Annotated in this window: 14 protein-coding genes; 6 read left to right on the top strand and 8 right to left on the bottom strand. The window is 68.9% G+C overall.

The features are described 5' to 3' along the window. The first annotated feature begins 82 nt into the window (after nucleotides 1–82). Nucleotides 83–652: a TetR/AcrR family transcriptional regulator gene (locus EV651_RS03245; protein WP_133781750.1), complete on the top strand. Its 570-nt coding sequence runs from the start codon at nucleotides 83–85 to the stop codon at nucleotides 650–652. Between the two features lie 18 nt (nucleotides 653–670). On the opposite strand, the gene EV651_RS03240 is transcribed toward EV651_RS03245, so the two are convergent. Beyond that, on the bottom strand, nucleotides 671–1498 hold the full coding sequence (locus EV651_RS03240; RefSeq protein ID WP_133781748.1) for a helix-turn-helix transcriptional regulator: 828 nt from the start codon (nucleotides 1496–1498) through the stop codon (nucleotides 671–673). 100 nt (nucleotides 1499–1598) lie between these two features. On the opposite strand from EV651_RS03240, the gene EV651_RS03235 reads away from it, so the two are divergent. Beyond that, nucleotides 1599–2417 carry an SDR family NAD(P)-dependent oxidoreductase gene (locus EV651_RS03235; protein WP_133781746.1) on the top strand — a complete coding sequence of 273 codons (819 nt, stop codon included), beginning with the start codon at nucleotides 1599–1601 and terminating at the stop codon, nucleotides 2415–2417. 10 nt (nucleotides 2418–2427) lie between these two features. On the opposite strand, the gene EV651_RS03230 is transcribed toward EV651_RS03235, so the two are convergent. Further along, nucleotides 2428–3276 carry a helix-turn-helix transcriptional regulator gene (locus EV651_RS03230; protein WP_133781744.1) on the bottom strand — a complete coding sequence of 283 codons (849 nt, stop codon included), beginning with the start codon at nucleotides 3274–3276 and terminating at the stop codon, nucleotides 2428–2430. 121 nt (nucleotides 3277–3397) lie between these two features. Between EV651_RS03230 and EV651_RS03225 the strand changes: the two genes are divergently transcribed. After that, the gene (locus EV651_RS03225; RefSeq protein WP_133781742.1) at nucleotides 3398–4411 is read left to right on the top strand and encodes an aldo/keto reductase; all 1014 of its coding nucleotides are present in this window, start codon (nucleotides 3398–3400) and stop codon (nucleotides 4409–4411) included. On the opposite strand, the gene EV651_RS03220 is transcribed toward EV651_RS03225, so the two are convergent. Both EV651_RS03220 and EV651_RS03215 read right to left on the bottom strand, forming a co-directional pair. Beyond that, nucleotides 4408–6285 (bottom strand): glycoside hydrolase family 76 protein, encoded by a 1878-nt coding sequence (locus tag EV651_RS03220; RefSeq protein ID WP_133781740.1) that lies wholly within the window; start codon nucleotides 6283–6285, stop codon nucleotides 4408–4410. The genes EV651_RS03225 and EV651_RS03220 overlap by 4 nt on opposite strands. 117 nt (nucleotides 6286–6402) lie before the next feature. Continuing rightward, complete coding sequence (locus EV651_RS03215; protein WP_133781738.1) at nucleotides 6403–7356, bottom strand: aldo/keto reductase; 954 nt, start codon at nucleotides 7354–7356, stop codon at nucleotides 6403–6405. Between the two features lie 186 nt (nucleotides 7357–7542). Between EV651_RS03215 and EV651_RS03210 the strand changes: the two genes are divergently transcribed. The 3 genes from EV651_RS03210 to EV651_RS03200 all read left to right on the top strand — a co-directional run bounded on the left by EV651_RS03210 (nucleotide 7543) and on the right by EV651_RS03200 (nucleotide 9966). Beyond that, complete coding sequence (locus EV651_RS03210) at nucleotides 7543–8604, top strand: LLM class flavin-dependent oxidoreductase (RefSeq protein WP_133781736.1); 1062 nt, start codon at nucleotides 7543–7545, stop codon at nucleotides 8602–8604. 122 nt (nucleotides 8605–8726) lie between these two features. Then, nucleotides 8727–9599, top strand: a complete 873-nt coding sequence (locus tag EV651_RS03205) for a peptidoglycan recognition family protein (protein ID WP_133781734.1) — start codon at nucleotides 8727–8729, stop codon at nucleotides 9597–9599. Nucleotides 9600–9660: 61 nt separating this feature from the next. Further along, nucleotides 9661–9966: a pyrophosphatase gene (locus EV651_RS03200; RefSeq protein WP_133781732.1), complete on the top strand. Its 306-nt coding sequence runs from the start codon at nucleotides 9661–9663 to the stop codon at nucleotides 9964–9966. On the opposite strand, the gene EV651_RS03195 is transcribed toward EV651_RS03200, so the two are convergent. The 4 genes from EV651_RS03195 to EV651_RS03180 form a co-directional block, all read right to left on the bottom strand. After that, nucleotides 9954–10526 carry a hypothetical protein gene (locus EV651_RS03195; RefSeq protein ID WP_133781730.1) on the bottom strand — a complete coding sequence of 191 codons (573 nt, stop codon included), beginning with the start codon at nucleotides 10524–10526 and terminating at the stop codon, nucleotides 9954–9956. The genes EV651_RS03200 and EV651_RS03195 overlap by 13 nt on opposite strands. Further along, on the bottom strand, nucleotides 10523–10864 hold the full coding sequence (locus EV651_RS03190; protein ID WP_133781728.1) for a PadR family transcriptional regulator: 342 nt from the start codon (nucleotides 10862–10864) through the stop codon (nucleotides 10523–10525). The genes EV651_RS03195 and EV651_RS03190 overlap by 4 nt, the downstream gene beginning before the upstream one ends. 96 nt (nucleotides 10865–10960) lie before the next feature. Further along, nucleotides 10961–12568, bottom strand: coding sequence for a DUF6297 family protein (locus EV651_RS03185; RefSeq protein ID WP_133781726.1), 1608 nt, complete (start codon nucleotides 12566–12568; stop codon nucleotides 10961–10963). Continuing rightward, nucleotides 12565–13209, bottom strand: a complete 645-nt coding sequence (locus EV651_RS03180; RefSeq protein WP_133781724.1) for an ABC transporter ATP-binding protein — start codon at nucleotides 13207–13209, stop codon at nucleotides 12565–12567. The genes EV651_RS03185 and EV651_RS03180 overlap by 4 nt, the downstream gene beginning before the upstream one ends. Between the last annotated feature and the right edge of the window lie 6 nt (nucleotides 13210–13215).

Here is a 13215-nt window from a genome sequence, read left to right as displayed (position 1 = left end):
AATGTCCCTCAGGTAGAGTTCATGGAACTGGAGGTTTCTCCACTTCCTTCGACGATAGCACTAACTGGAGGTTTCTCCACTTATGCGGGCGGACGCTGAGCGGAAGCGTGAGCAGGTGGTCGCGGCGGCCGGCGACGAGCTGGCCGATCTCGCCCTGGCCGCGCGCAACGGCGAACCGGTGCGCCTGTCCCTGGACCGGGTGGCGGCCCGGGCGCGAGTCGGCGTAGCCACGCTGTACCGGCACTTCCCGACCCGCGAAGCGCTACTCGAGGCGGTCTATCGTCAGGAGCTCACCCGGCTGTGCGACGCCGCGCCCGAGCTCGCCGCCGCCGCACCTGCCGACGAGGCCCTGCTCACCTGGATGCACCACTATCTCGACTTCGTCGACTCCAAACGCGCCATGGGTCTCGATCTGCGCAACCTGATTGCCTCCGGCACCGTGACCCAGACCGACACGCGAGCGCGTCTCGCCGCCGCGGTCGAACACTTCCTGACGGCGGGCGCGGCCACCGGCATCTTCCGTACCGACGTCCCGGCGGACGACGTCGTCGCGGCCATGGCCGGCGCCGTGATCGCCGCGGCCCCTGAGCAGCAACGTACGCAGACCGAACGCCTGCACGCCCTGCTGGTAGACGGCCTTCGCCGACGCTAGGCAACGCCGTGCAGTTGCTCAGCCGAGAGCTTCGGTCGCGGCGAGGGTACCCAGCAGGGCCAGGGCCTCGGCGCTGCGGCTGCCGGGCTCGGCGTGGTACACGATGAGTTCCTGGCCGGGAGCTGACTTGACGTCGAAGGCGTTGATGCGGAGGGTGAGCTCGCCGACGTCGGGGTGGCGGAAGCGCTTGCTGGCGAGGCGGGCGCCGCGGGCCTCGTGACGGTTCCACATCTCGGTGAAGTCCGGGCTCCGGCGGCTGAGCTCGTCGACGACTTCCCGGATGCGGGGGTCGTTCGGCGTACGGCCCTCGAGCAGGCGGAACCCCGCCACGGTGTAGCGCGCGACCCGCTCCCAGTCGGGGTAGAAGCTCCGCGCGCCGGGGTCGAGGAAGATCTTCATCAGCAGGTTCGGGCCGTGCTGGAAGCCGTCGAACAGTGCGTAGGCGAGCTGGTTGCCGGCAAGTACGTCGTACGCCCGGCCGAGCACGATCGCCGGGTTGTCCGGCCACATGTCCATCAGCCGCAGCAGCTCGGGGTCCACCCGTTCCGGCGCGGTCGCCCGGGAGGTCCCGGGCGTGAGTCCGGCGACGCGGTACAGGTGCTCGCGGGCGTCGTCGTCCAGCCGCAGCACGTCGCTCAGGGCGTCGAGCACCTGGGACGACGGGCTGTTCTCCCGGCCCTGCTCGAGGCGGATGTAGTAGTCGACGCTGACGCCCGCCAACGTCGCAACCTCTTCGCGGCGTAGCCCCGGAACGCGCCGTACGCCGTACTTCGGGACGCCAACCTCCTCCGGCCTTACCTGCGCACGCCGCGCGCGCAAGTACTCGCCCAGTGCCGTGACAGCCATGTTCCGATGGTAGGCGGATCATCAGCACACAGCGTGGGTGTGCTACTCCCAGGCACACGGCGGCCTGGTTGCGCGCGGCGGCGTTCGCGATGGTCGAGTCATGACTGAAACACCCAAGAACTGGTTCATCACCGGCGCCTCCCGCGGTTTCGGTCGGGAGTTCGCCCGGGCCGCCCTCGAGCGCGGCGACCGGGTGGCCGCCACTGCTCGCGACGCGGCTGCACTTCACGGACTCGGGGGCGAGCTACTTCCACTCGTCCTCGACGTCACCGACCGCGAGGCCGTCCGCGCGGTGGTACACGAGGCCGAGGCACGGCTCGGAGGTCTCGACGTGGTCGTGAACAATGCCGGCTACGGACACTTCGGAGCCGTCGAGGAGCTCACCGAGACCGAGCTGCGAGACCAACTGGAGACGAATGTCTTCGGCGCGTTGCACGTCAGCCAGGCGGTGCTTCCCGGCCTGCGGCAACGCGGACGTGGACACCTGGTGCAGGTCTCGTCCATCGGCGGCATCGGCGCCTTCGCGAACCTCGGCGCCTATCACGCCTCGAAATGGGCGCTCGAGGCGCTCAGCGAGTCGCTCGCGGTCGAGGTCGCACGATTCGGCATTCACGTGACGATCGTCGAGCCCGGCGGTTACGACACCGATTGGGCGGGATCCTCGGCGCGACGCAGTACGCCGCTGTCGGCGTACGACCCGATGCGCGCGGAAGCCGCGGCCCGTCGCGGCGGTCAGGCGCCGGGTGATCCCGCGGCGGCAGCGCAGGCGTTGCTCGAGATCGTGGACTCTCCCGCGCCGCCGCTGCGAGTGCTCTTCGGAGCCCAGGCGCCCGGCATCGTCCGCACCATCTACGAACGCCGCCTCGCCGAATGGGACAGGACCGGAGAGTTGTCGCGACGGGCTCACGGCGGGCGCTGAGACTTCCGCGCTAGTCGGAAGGGCTCGGTTCGAAGGACTGGGTGCCGATGACGCGGAGGAGGTCGAGCTTTTCGCGGGCGTCGGTGCCTTCGATCGGAAGGAAGGCCCGGACCCGTATGTCGGCCGCGGGCGTCAGGAGCGTTTCGCAGGTGAGGTCGAGCTCGCCGACCTCCGAGTTCAGGAACCGCTTGCGCGGCAGACGACGTACGGCGACCTCGTGGAGGTCCCACAACGCGCGGAACTCCTCGCTGTGCGCGACGAGGTCCTCGACCAGCTCGGTGATGTCGGGGTCGCCCATCCGGCGGGAGTACGTCGCACGCAGATCGGCGACGTGCGAGGCCGAGTGGACGTCCCAGTCCTCCTCGGGGAAGATCCGCCGGATCGCCGGATCGGTGAACCACAGCCAGGTGAGGTTCCGGGCGCGGCCCTCGCCGAGGAGCGGGCCGATGACGACGTCGGCCAGGTCGTTCTGCCAGAGCACCTCGTCGAGGTCTGTGCAGATGACGACCGGGAGGTCGGTGAGACGACTGACCAGGGCGAGCAGACCGGGGTTGATGTGCCGCCCTGCGCGGCGCAACGGAGGTGTGAGGCCGGCCAGGTGGTACAGGTGGTCGCGCTCTTCCAGGTCGCAGCGCAGCGCGCGGGCGAGGCTCGCGACGATCGGCTCCGACGGGTTTGCGCCGCGGGACTGCTCCAGCCGCGAGTAGTAGTCCGTCGACATGCCGGCCAGCTGCGCGACCTCTTCCCGGCGGAGTCCCGGCGTACGGCGTCGGACGCCCTCCGGAAGGCCGACGTCCGCCGGCCGGAGCACCTCGCGCCGACGGCGGAGGAAGTCGGCCAGGCCATCACGATCGATCACATGTTCCATGATGCGTGACGTGCCGCGCGCTATCCAGGGACAACCTGTCCGTGGATGAAGTGGACCTTCTCCACGACCGACGGCCCCTCCAAGGTGGAGACAACACCAAGGAGGAAACACCATGCACTACCGCACGCTCGGCCGGACCGGCATCAAGGTCAGCCCGTACGCCCTCGGCGCGATGATGTTCGGTGCCGTCGGCAACGACGACCGGGACGAGTCGATCCGGATCATCCACAAGGCACTCGACGCCGGGATCAACTTCGTCGACACCGCGGACATGTACTCCTACGGCGGCTCCGAGGAGATCGTCGGCGAGGCGCTGAAGGGCCGCCGGGAACATGTCGTGCTGGCCACCAAGTCGCACCTGCCGATGGGCGACGACCCGAACCAGCGCGGCAACTCGCGGCGCTGGATCATGACGGCGGTCGAGAACTCATTGCGCCGGTTGCAGACCGACTACATCGACCTCTTCCAGATGCACCGCCCGGATCCGGAGACCGATATCGAGGAGACCCTGTCGGCGCTGACCGACCTGATCCGCAGCGGGAAGGTCCGAGCGATCGGTACGTCGACGATGCCGGCCAGCGAACTCGTCGAGGCGCACTGGGTCGCGGAACGGCGTGGCTTGGAGCGGTTCCGCACCGAGCAGCCGCCGTACTCGATCCTCAACCGCGGGATCGAGCGCGAGGTGCTTCCCGTCGTGCAGAAGTACGGGATGGGCGCGCTCGTCTGGAGCCCGCTCGCGGGTGGTCAGCTGACCGGCCGCGCGCCCTCGGATCTCCGGCGTACGGCGATGTTCCGGCACATGTCCGACCAGCGCCGGCTCGACGTCGTCGAGCAGCTGGTTCCGGTCGCCGACACGGCCGGGCTCAAGCTGACCCATCTGGCGATGGCGTTCGCGATCGCGCACCCGGCGGTCACGTCCGCGATCATCGGGCCGCGCACGATGGAGCACCTGGACGACGCGCTGGCCGGCGCCGACGTCGTCCTCGGTGACGACGTTCTCGATCAGATCGACAAGATCGTCCCACCGGGCACCGACGTCGGCCGCCTCGACATGGACTACGACACGCCCGCCATCCTCAACCCCGGCCTACGCCGCCGCCCGGTGGATGATCGCTCCGCTGCTTAGTTATAGGTTGCTGTGACGTGGTAGACGCGGCCGCCCCAGCCGTCGTCCGGGAACGAGTCGGAGATCCGGACGTACCCGGTCTTGGCCGACCCCAGGTGCGGCGTCAGGTCGAACGTCCGGACCGCCTTGTTCTCGCCGTCGTGGTACGGGTTCGTCTCGGTCGCGACGGTGGTCCAGTTCTGCCCGTCGCCGCTGACCTGGACGACAAACTCATTGTCGATTGTCAACGATACTGATGCCGACGTGGTGTCGGACGGGAACGGGAAGCGGTAGACGAAGTACGAGTGCCCGTCGGCGAACCGGTTCTGTACGCCGTTGCTCTGCGACCCGTCCGCGTCCCACAGCCACGGGGTCTCGGCCGCCGTACCGGTGTCGAAGTCGGCCGTGTGCGCGATGAGGACGTCGGACCGGGTCGTGAACGACAGTTGCGATCCGGACGTCACCGACGCGCTCACCGAGTGCAGGCCGTCCGCCGTACCGGCGGGAATCGTCACGTCGAGGTCGACGGACGTGGCCACCGGTACGGCGTTGCCGCGCGTCGTCAGCGTCACCGTCGCCCGGCTCGGTGTGACCGTCCAGCCGGACGGCGCGATTGCCTGGACGACCGCCTGGATCCGGTCACCCACCGGACCGGTCGCCTGTACGTCGACCTTCACCTTGACGTGGGTGGCACTACCGGTCGCGGGCATCACCACGGGCAGCGCCGGATCGGTTGTCGCGGACAACGATCGCACCGGCGGCGTCTGCGGTACGGCGGCGATCAGGGCGCTCAACGCGCTGGCCTGGGTACGCCAGTCGAAGACGTTCGGGGTCGCGCCGGACCAGCGCTCTCCGAGCCGGTCGGAGGCGTCTCGGTCGTTGTTCCAGACCGTGGCCGCCTGCTGTGCGACGAAGTCGGTGTAGCGACCATCGTGCGTGGTGTCGGCGAGATCCATCCAGTAGCGCATGAAGATGCCCTTGAACTGCTTGCCGTTGTCGTCACACGTGCGGCCGGAAGCGTCGCAGGCCTCCGTCAGGACGCCGTCGGTGACGAGGCCGCCCGGAGCGATCGCGGCGTCCGCCAGCCGCCGTACCGTCGTCAGCAGTTTCGGGTCGCGGGTCGCTCGCCACAGCTCGAGGCCGGCGCCGATCGCGAGACCCTGGTTGTAGCTCCAGACCGTGTCGCCGTTGCTCTCGCAGTTGCTCCTCAGGCCGTCGTTGACGAGGCCGGCGGAGTTGATCATGCCGCTGCCGGTGAACCAGTTCCAGCCTGCCTGCGCACGGCCGAGCCAGCGCGTGTCGTGCGGCAGACGGTTGTGCAGTTCGGCGGTCAGGCGGACCCAGAGTCCGTTCGTGACGGCGTTCTTGTAGGTGCGTTCACCGTCCCACCACACTCCCCCGCCGCACGAGCTCGGGTCCCAGTAGCCCTCGACGTACTCCGCGATCGTGATCGCCATGTCGAGGTACTTGCGGTTCTTGGTCAGGTCGTACGCCTGGATCCAGGTCAGGCCCCACCACTCGGAGTCGTCGATGGCGCGACTGGTGAAGTTGCCGAGCAGCGGGTCGCCGGACAGGTACCCGGCCGGGAACACGCCCTTGTCCTTCTCGAACGTGTTGTCCAGCTGCCCCAGGTAGCGCCGGTCGCCGGTGCGCTGCATGTAGTCGCCGATTGTCTGCAATGCGACAGCGGAGTTCCACCAGCTGGACGGGAACCAGGCCTTGTTCGGCTCGTACGAGCTCATCAGCTGGTCCGCGGCGACCCGGGCGCGGGCGACTGCGGTCGGCCCGGCTGCGCTGGATCCGGCGGCGGCGCCGGCTGGTTGGGGTGCGAGGGCCGCGGCGAGCAGGATCGCCCCGGCCGTCAGAACCTTCAGAATCTGCACACGACGATTCACACGATCTCCTCGAGATGCTTCATGGCGGCTCGGCTGTTCGAGGGTGGGCTCACCGAGATTGGAAACGTTTCGAGAAGGTATCGTCGCCGCCTCAGACAACGATGTCAATGGCGAGCGTCAGTCGAGAATCGCGGCGATCTCGTCCAGCTGCTCCGGAGTGAGCGGGCCGTGCTGCAGCGCGCCGGCGTTCTCCTCCACCTGGGCGACCGTCTTGAAGCCCGGGATGGGGACGAACGCCGCACTGCGGGCCCACAGCCACCCGAGCGCACCCTGCGCGAGCGTCCGCCCGTCCGAGGTGAGCACGTCGCGGATAGCGTCCAGGCGCCGTAGCGACTCGGCCTGGTCTCCGGTCCGGAAGTCCCAGCCGTGCCGTACGTCGTCCTCCGGCAAACTGCTGTCGCGGTCGAACTTCCCGGTCAGCAAGCCCATCCCGAGCGGACCCCGGACGATACTCGCCAGCCCGCGCTGCTCGCACAGCGCGAGCACCTCCGGGTTCCCGCCGAACACGTTGAAGTGCTGCTGGATCGCCTTGCAGTGCGGGCTCTTCGCGAACACCGCTGCCCGTTCCGGGTCGTCCGTACTCCACCCGATCGCGCGAACCTTGCCCGCAGCAACCAGCTCCTCGAAGACCGCGAGTACGTCGTCCGCCTTGGCGAGGTCGTAGCCGCCCAGGTGGAACTGGTACAGATCGATCCGGTCCGTGTTCAGCCGCCGCAGCGACTCGTCACAGGCCCACCGGATGTACTCCGGGTCACCGTTCTCCCCCGGCGCCTCCCGCGTCTCCTCGACATAGGTGTAGCCGGCCTTCGACGCGATCACGATGTCGTCGCGGACATCCCCGAGCGCCGCCGCGATCAGCTTCTCGCTGTGCCCGCACCCGTACACGTCCGCGGTGTCGAAGAACGTCACGCCGAGCTCGTACGCCCGCCGCAATGCCCGCTTCGACTCGTCGTCGTCGATCACTCCCCAGCCGACCGGACTCCCCTGCCGGGCATGGGGTCCACCGATCGCCCAGCAACCCATTCCGAGTGCGCTGACCTCCGGCCCACCGTCACCGAGAGAACGCCGCATCGCCAACCTCCGACCACAACGGGAACGTTTCCAGCATCCTGACCACATCCGCGCCCCCCAGTCCAACAAGGATTCCTGCTGACGTCGACAACTCGGGCTGCTGAGTCAGTCGGCGGTCGGTCGCGCCCCGACCACTGCGCGAGACGCGAGAATGTCGACTAATCGAGTGAATTTAAACTGCTTTGCATGACTTTCCTCTGGTACATCCCGAACCAGGTCGACCCCGGGCACCGCGGGGACGACGCCGTCCAGGGACACAACGGCATCGAGCGGCTGACCGAGCTGGCCAGGCTCACCGAGGACCACGGGTGGGGCGGAGCGCTGATCGGCACCGGGTGGGGCCGGCCCGACACGTTCACGGTCGCGACCGCACTGGCGGCGCGGACCACGACGTTCCAGCCGCTCGCCGCGATCCGGCCCGGGTACTGGCATCCCGCCCACTTCGCGTCCGCGGCGAGTACGCTCGACCAGCTCACCGGCGGGCGGCTGCTGATCAACATCGTCTCCGGCCAGGACAACCTCGCGGCGTACGGCGACAGCGAGGGCGACCAGCCGCAGCGGTACGCCCGCACCAAGGAGTTCCTCCAACTGGTACGGCGCTTGTGGACAGAGGAGGACGTGACGTTCGCCGGCGAGTACTTCTCCGTCACCGGCTCCACGGTCGCGACGCGTCCCGTCGTACGGGAAGACCCTTTGAATCCACGCCTGCATCCCCGGTTGTACTTCGGTGGCGCGTCGGAGGCCGCGCAACGGGTCGCCGCGACGGATGCCGACGTACAACTGTTCTGGGGCGAGCCACTCGATGGCGTCGCCGCCCGGATCGCTCGACTGCGCGAACTGGAGAACGAGCTCGGTCGCGAGCATCCGCCGCTCGAGTTCGGGCTGCGAATCACCACGCTCGTCCGCGACACCACCGAGGAGGCCTGGGCCGACGCCGAGGCGAAGGTCGCGAGGATGGCGGAGACGCACGGCTCCCGGGACGCCCGCTGGTTCAAGGCGGTCGGCCAGCAACGCCTCCTCGACCTGGCCGAACGCGGCGAGGTCCTCGACGACAACCTCTACACCGCCCCCGGCAAGTACGGCGGTGGCGGCGCCGGCACCACCTGGCTCGTCGGCTCCCCCGACGACGTGGCCAAGTCCCTCAACAAGTACCGCGACCTGGGCATCAGCCACTTCATCCTCTCCGACACCCCGTACCGCGAGGAGATCATCCGCATCGGCGACCAACTGCTCCCCCTGCTTTCCTGAGGTCGACCCCCGAGGCTGATTGGATGTGATCATCGCTTGACGGGTGCATGCCGCGTGTGATCGGTTGATTACCGAGCGCCAACGGTGGGTATGTGGCGCTGTGAGGCATGTGAGGAGCACCGATGGTCGAATATCTGCCCCGGTCCGCGTGGAACGCGCGCCCGCCGAACGGCGGACCGGGCAACCTGACCGTGTCACGGGTCGAAGGCGCGGTCATCCACTGGCCGGGGACCGGATCGACGAGTGTCATCCACACCAAGGCGGCCGTCGCGTCCGCGTTGCGTGGCTGGCAGGACTACCACATGGACACCCGCGGCTGGTCCGACATCGCGTATCAGGTCGCGGTGGACCAGGCCGGCCGCGCCTGGACGTTGCGCGGCCTGCGGACCCAGTCCGGCGCCAACGGCGACAACGACGTGAACGAACGGTACGGCGCGATTCTGCTGATCCTGGTCACCGGGGAGCAGCCGTCGGCCGCGATGAAGGCGACCACCCGCGGGGTGATCGCCGACTTCCGCAGAATCTATCCCCGCGGTACGGCGATCCGGCCGCACTCCGCAGTCCGCCCGGAGCCGACCGACTGCCCCGGCGACCCCGCCCGCGCCGCGATCGCCCGCGGCGAATTCACCCCTGGCCATTCGGAGGACGACATGACCCCGGCCCAGATGCAGGAACTGAAGAACTTCATCGAGGCCCGGACGCAGGCCTACGCGCTCTGGACCCACCGGCAGTTGCGCAAGGACCTGTCCGCGGTGGTGAAGGCGTACGCGCTCGATATCAAGAACTACGAGCGCCAGACCGACGCCGCCGACGCCGCCCGTGCCGCCGCCGCGGTCTGGGCCACCGCCCCGCCGAGCCTGCAGGCCGACGGCGCCGCCGCCGCGGAACAGCCGGCCGCGCCGGACCCGAGCGTCGATCCGGAACTCAGCCTCCCGGACCTCGACCCGTTCCCGGACGCGCCGGCCGCCGAAGCTGAGGCTGACGCCGGCAAGTAGGTCACCCCTCCGACCAGGTCCCGCGGCGCGGTTTGTCGGCGGGGCCTGGTTGGCTGTGCCGGTGGATCTCGAAGAGCTGACAGCGCGGTTGGAGAAGATCTCGGTCGGGTACGGCGAGCGACTGGGCTTCGACCGCGACCCGGACTGGTTCCTGCTCAAACTCCAGGAAGAAATCGGCGAACTCACGCAGGCCTATCTCCAGCACACCGGCCGCGCGCGGGCGAAGGGCGCGACGCGGGACGACATCCGCACCTCGTTCCACCGGGAGTTCGCCGACGTACTGTGCCAACTCCTCCTGTTCGCACACCAGCACGACGTAGACCTCCCGCAGGAGATCGAACGCAAGTGGCTGGTCTACGAGGCCTGATCGGCCGGCTGCACCTTGGCGGGCGCCTTTGCCGCCAGCACCATGCCGACCAGCAGGGCGAGTGTGATCAGGACGTCAACTGTCATGCTCAGCGCCATCGGCGGCTGGACGGTGACCTCCATCCCGAGCAGGACGGCGTACGCGAGCGGCCAGTTGAGCGTGCCGAGGAGCTTCCACGCGACGGTCCAGCGGTTCGACGACCACAGCATCCCGATGCCGATCATGTAGGCGATCGCCGGCACCCAGAAACTCGGCAGGTAGGGACCGACGAACACCAGCGCGAGCGCGACCATGTCACTCGGGTGGAGCTTCGGTGGGACGTCCACCAGGACCAGGCCGTCGGTGGCCGCGGCAACGATCTCCTGCGGGTCGCCGAGGCGCTGCAGGACCAGCCGAATCTCGCTCTCCGCCGTGGCGCCGGCCGCGCGCTCCTCGGCGATATGCGCTTTCACGTCGTCGATCAGCTCGGTCCGGCGCGCCGCCGGCAACGGCTCGGCTGCCTTCGCCAGCTCTTTCAGGTACGCGGCCACCAGCCGGTCGTTGTCCTGCTCCACGTTCATCCCCGTCTCCCACTTTCCAGGATCGCGTCGACCGAGGCGCAGAACCGTTGCCAGTCCGCGGTGAACGCAGCCAGCGCCTGGCTGCCCTCGGCCGTCGATGTGTAATACCGCCGGGGCGGCCCGGACTCGGACTCGCGCCAGCTCGTCTCCACCAGGCCTTCCCGTCGTAGCCGGGCCAGCAGCGGATAAATCGTCCCCTCGGTGGTCACCAGACCGTCGACCTCGCCCAGCGCCTTCACCAACTCGAAACCGTAACGGGGCTCTCCCTGCAACAGCGCGAGGACGCAGAACTCCAGCGTCCCGCGGCGCAGCTGGGTGAAGACCTTCTCCGCTACCATGCGACACAAGGTACCTGCCCGCACCAAGAACCTGCAACCACCACTGACCGGTCAGGCAGTTCAGTCGGTTCAGCCGGTTCAGGGGGGCCAGTGGGTTCAGGCGGTCTTGGGGCGGACCGCGAACATCAGCATCAGCACGACGGACGGGATCACCACGACCCAGAGGCTGCTGAGGTTGAACAGGACCGGCGCCAGGCACAGGACCAGGAGATCGAAGCCGCGGGCCGGCTGTGAGAACAGGCCGGGCGGAATAGCGCCCATCGGGGACGTGACCAGCGGTCCGGCGTACGACGGCGGCCGCGCGGACGCCTGCCGGACGGTACCGGAGATGACGGCGGCGGCCACGGCGAAACTGGAGGCCGCGCTGCCGATCGCGGGATAGGCGCAGGCCGCCCAGACGACCGTGAACAGGCCTGGGACGACAGCCATCACCACGCGCAAGTCACGGAGGTCCCAGCCGAGCGCACGCACCAGGCCGGTCGAGCGGCAGGCGGTGCGGAGTCCGTCGAGCATCGGCCGTACGGCGATGAAGCCCGCGATCGCGGCCGCAATCGGTACGAGGACGTGGAAGCCGGCGCCGTGCACGGCGTACGGGACGACGAGCAGCCCGAACGCGACCGCGATCCGGCGCGGCCAGCGCAGGATCCGATGGAACTCGCGGTGCACGATCGCGGCCCCGTCCGCACCCCGGCCGCGGCGGGAACGCACCCGCCCCTTCAACCGCCAGTGCCGCGCGGCGATGACGTCACCGAGCATGCTGATGTCAAGACTGCTCGCCGCCCCCGCCAGCCCCGCCAGCAACTCACCCCCGGCAATCACACTGACCCGCCCCAACCGATCAAGCGTCCGCGAGGCGACGAAGGTCAACACTGCACCCACCACGACCGCCGCGGCGCACAACACCAGCAGGTAGAACTGACCGGAAGTCAGCCCGCCTGCATCGCGAACCTCGCCGAGGTGCAGCGTCGGATAGCCGTAGGTGTCGACGAGTTCATGACGGGCGTCTCGACCGATGAACGTCGAGCCGAGCACTTGGTTGCTGAAGCGGTCCTCACCTGGGCGGAGCGCCAGAACCACCGCCGGGATCACGGCGGCCAGCAGCAGCACGTCCGAAACCCTCAAGGCCCAGTGGGAACGACGTGTGGTCTGCTGCGCCCAGACGGTCGCGACCGCGGCGCAGACGAGCAACGCACCGATCAGTACGGCTGCTTCGATGACGTCGAACCACGGCTTGCCGAGTAGCGCCCAGATGACCGCGCCCGTGACCACCCCGATCACCGTGACCGAGGCGATCACCACGCGGTACGCCGGTCGCAGCAAGGAAGCCCGGTTCACCGGGCTCGCCAGCAGCCAGAACCCGGTCGCCCGCGACGCCGACACCGGACCGATCGCCAGCAGCATCCGGATCGTGGTTGCCAGCAGCAACGGTATGACGATCCACGGCAACCACGAGGTCAGCTGTCCACACGTCAACGACGTACAGGTCGCCGCGTTGGAGTTCAGATGCCGTACGACGTTCCCGCCCGTCGCCCCGACCATCGCCAGGGTGAACAGGACGAGGTAGACGTTCTCGAAGATCTCCCAGAACGACCGGTCCGCGTGCTGCCGCCGCGTCGTGCGCATCCACGACCGCAGCGCCCGCGACGACGGGATCGTGCCGAAGTCCGAAGGATCGAACCGCACCGGCTCGTCGGCAGCGCTCATGGGAGCGGAGTGAGGGTGACGACGGAGTCCGCGACCGTCTCGACCAGGGCCGGGTCGTGGCTCGCGAAGAGGATCGCCGTACCGGACTTCTTCTCCTCGACGAGCCGCTCGGACAGCCACTGCACGCCGCCGGTGTCCAAGCGGGCCTCAGGCTCGTCGAGGACCATCAGCTTGCGCGGCCGGACCAGCGCCGTGGCCAGCGCGAGCCGGCGGCGTTGGCCGGACGACAGCGAGCCGGGCAGCTGGTCGGCGGCCGGCAGCAGGCCGATGTCGTGCAGCGTCGTGTCCACCAGGTCTTCCGGCGACGAGTTGCCGTGCGCGCGGGCGAGCAGGTCGAGATGCTCGGCCGCGGTGAGGTCCGGGAAGAAGTCCAGGTCGTCCAGCAGGGTGGCGACGTCCCGGCGTACCGCTTCTGCGCGCTCGTCGATCGGCAGACCGTCGAGCAGGATCTTCCCGGCCGCCGGTTCGGCCGCGCCGACGATGCACTTCAGCACGGTCGTCTTGCCCGCGCCGTTCGGACCGACCAGGGCGATCGCCTGGCCGGCCCGCAGTGTGAACGTGAGGCCCTCGATCACCGGACGGTCGCCGTACTTGTGCTGCAGATCCGTCACCGCCAGCCGCGGCGCCGCCTTCTTGCTCATAGGGTG

The sequence above is a fragment of the Kribbella sp. VKM Ac-2571 genome (assembly GCF_004362255.1).
GTDB classification, from domain to species: Bacteria; Actinomycetota; Actinomycetes; order Propionibacteriales; family Kribbellaceae; genus Kribbella; species Kribbella pratensis.
This window is presented reverse-complemented; position numbering and strand designations above follow the sequence as displayed.

Bases quoted from the DNA above. Each gene is read 5' to 3' on its own strand.
- EV651_RS03245 (WP_133781750.1), top strand. From the start codon at position 83: ATGCGGGCGGACGCTGAGCGGAAGCGTGAGCAGGTGGTCGCGGCGGCC.
- EV651_RS03240 (WP_133781748.1), bottom strand. From the start codon at position 1,498: ATGGCTGTCACGGCACTGGGCGAGTACTTGCGCGCGCGGCGTGCGCAG.
- EV651_RS03235 (WP_133781746.1), top strand. From the start codon at position 1,599: ATGACTGAAACACCCAAGAACTGGTTCATCACCGGCGCCTCCCGCGGT.
- EV651_RS03225 (WP_133781742.1), top strand. From the start codon at position 3,398: ATGCACTACCGCACGCTCGGCCGGACCGGCATCAAGGTCAGCCCGTAC.
- EV651_RS03215 (WP_133781738.1), bottom strand. From the start codon at position 7,356: ATGCGGCGTTCTCTCGGTGACGGTGGGCCGGAGGTCAGCGCACTCGGA.
- EV651_RS03210 (WP_133781736.1), top strand. From the start codon at position 7,543: ATGACTTTCCTCTGGTACATCCCGAACCAGGTCGACCCCGGGCACCGC.
- EV651_RS03205 (WP_133781734.1), top strand. From the start codon at position 8,727: ATGGTCGAATATCTGCCCCGGTCCGCGTGGAACGCGCGCCCGCCGAAC.
- EV651_RS03195 (WP_133781730.1), bottom strand. From the start codon at position 10,526: ATGAACGTGGAGCAGGACAACGACCGGCTGGTGGCCGCGTACCTGAAA.
- EV651_RS03190 (WP_133781728.1), bottom strand. From the start codon at position 10,864: ATGGTAGCGGAGAAGGTCTTCACCCAGCTGCGCCGCGGGACGCTGGAG.
- EV651_RS03185 (WP_133781726.1), bottom strand. From the start codon at position 12,568: ATGAGCGCTGCCGACGAGCCGGTGCGGTTCGATCCTTCGGACTTCGGC.
- EV651_RS03180 (WP_133781724.1), bottom strand. From the start codon at position 13,209: ATGAGCAAGAAGGCGGCGCCGCGGCTGGCGGTGACGGATCTGCAGCAC.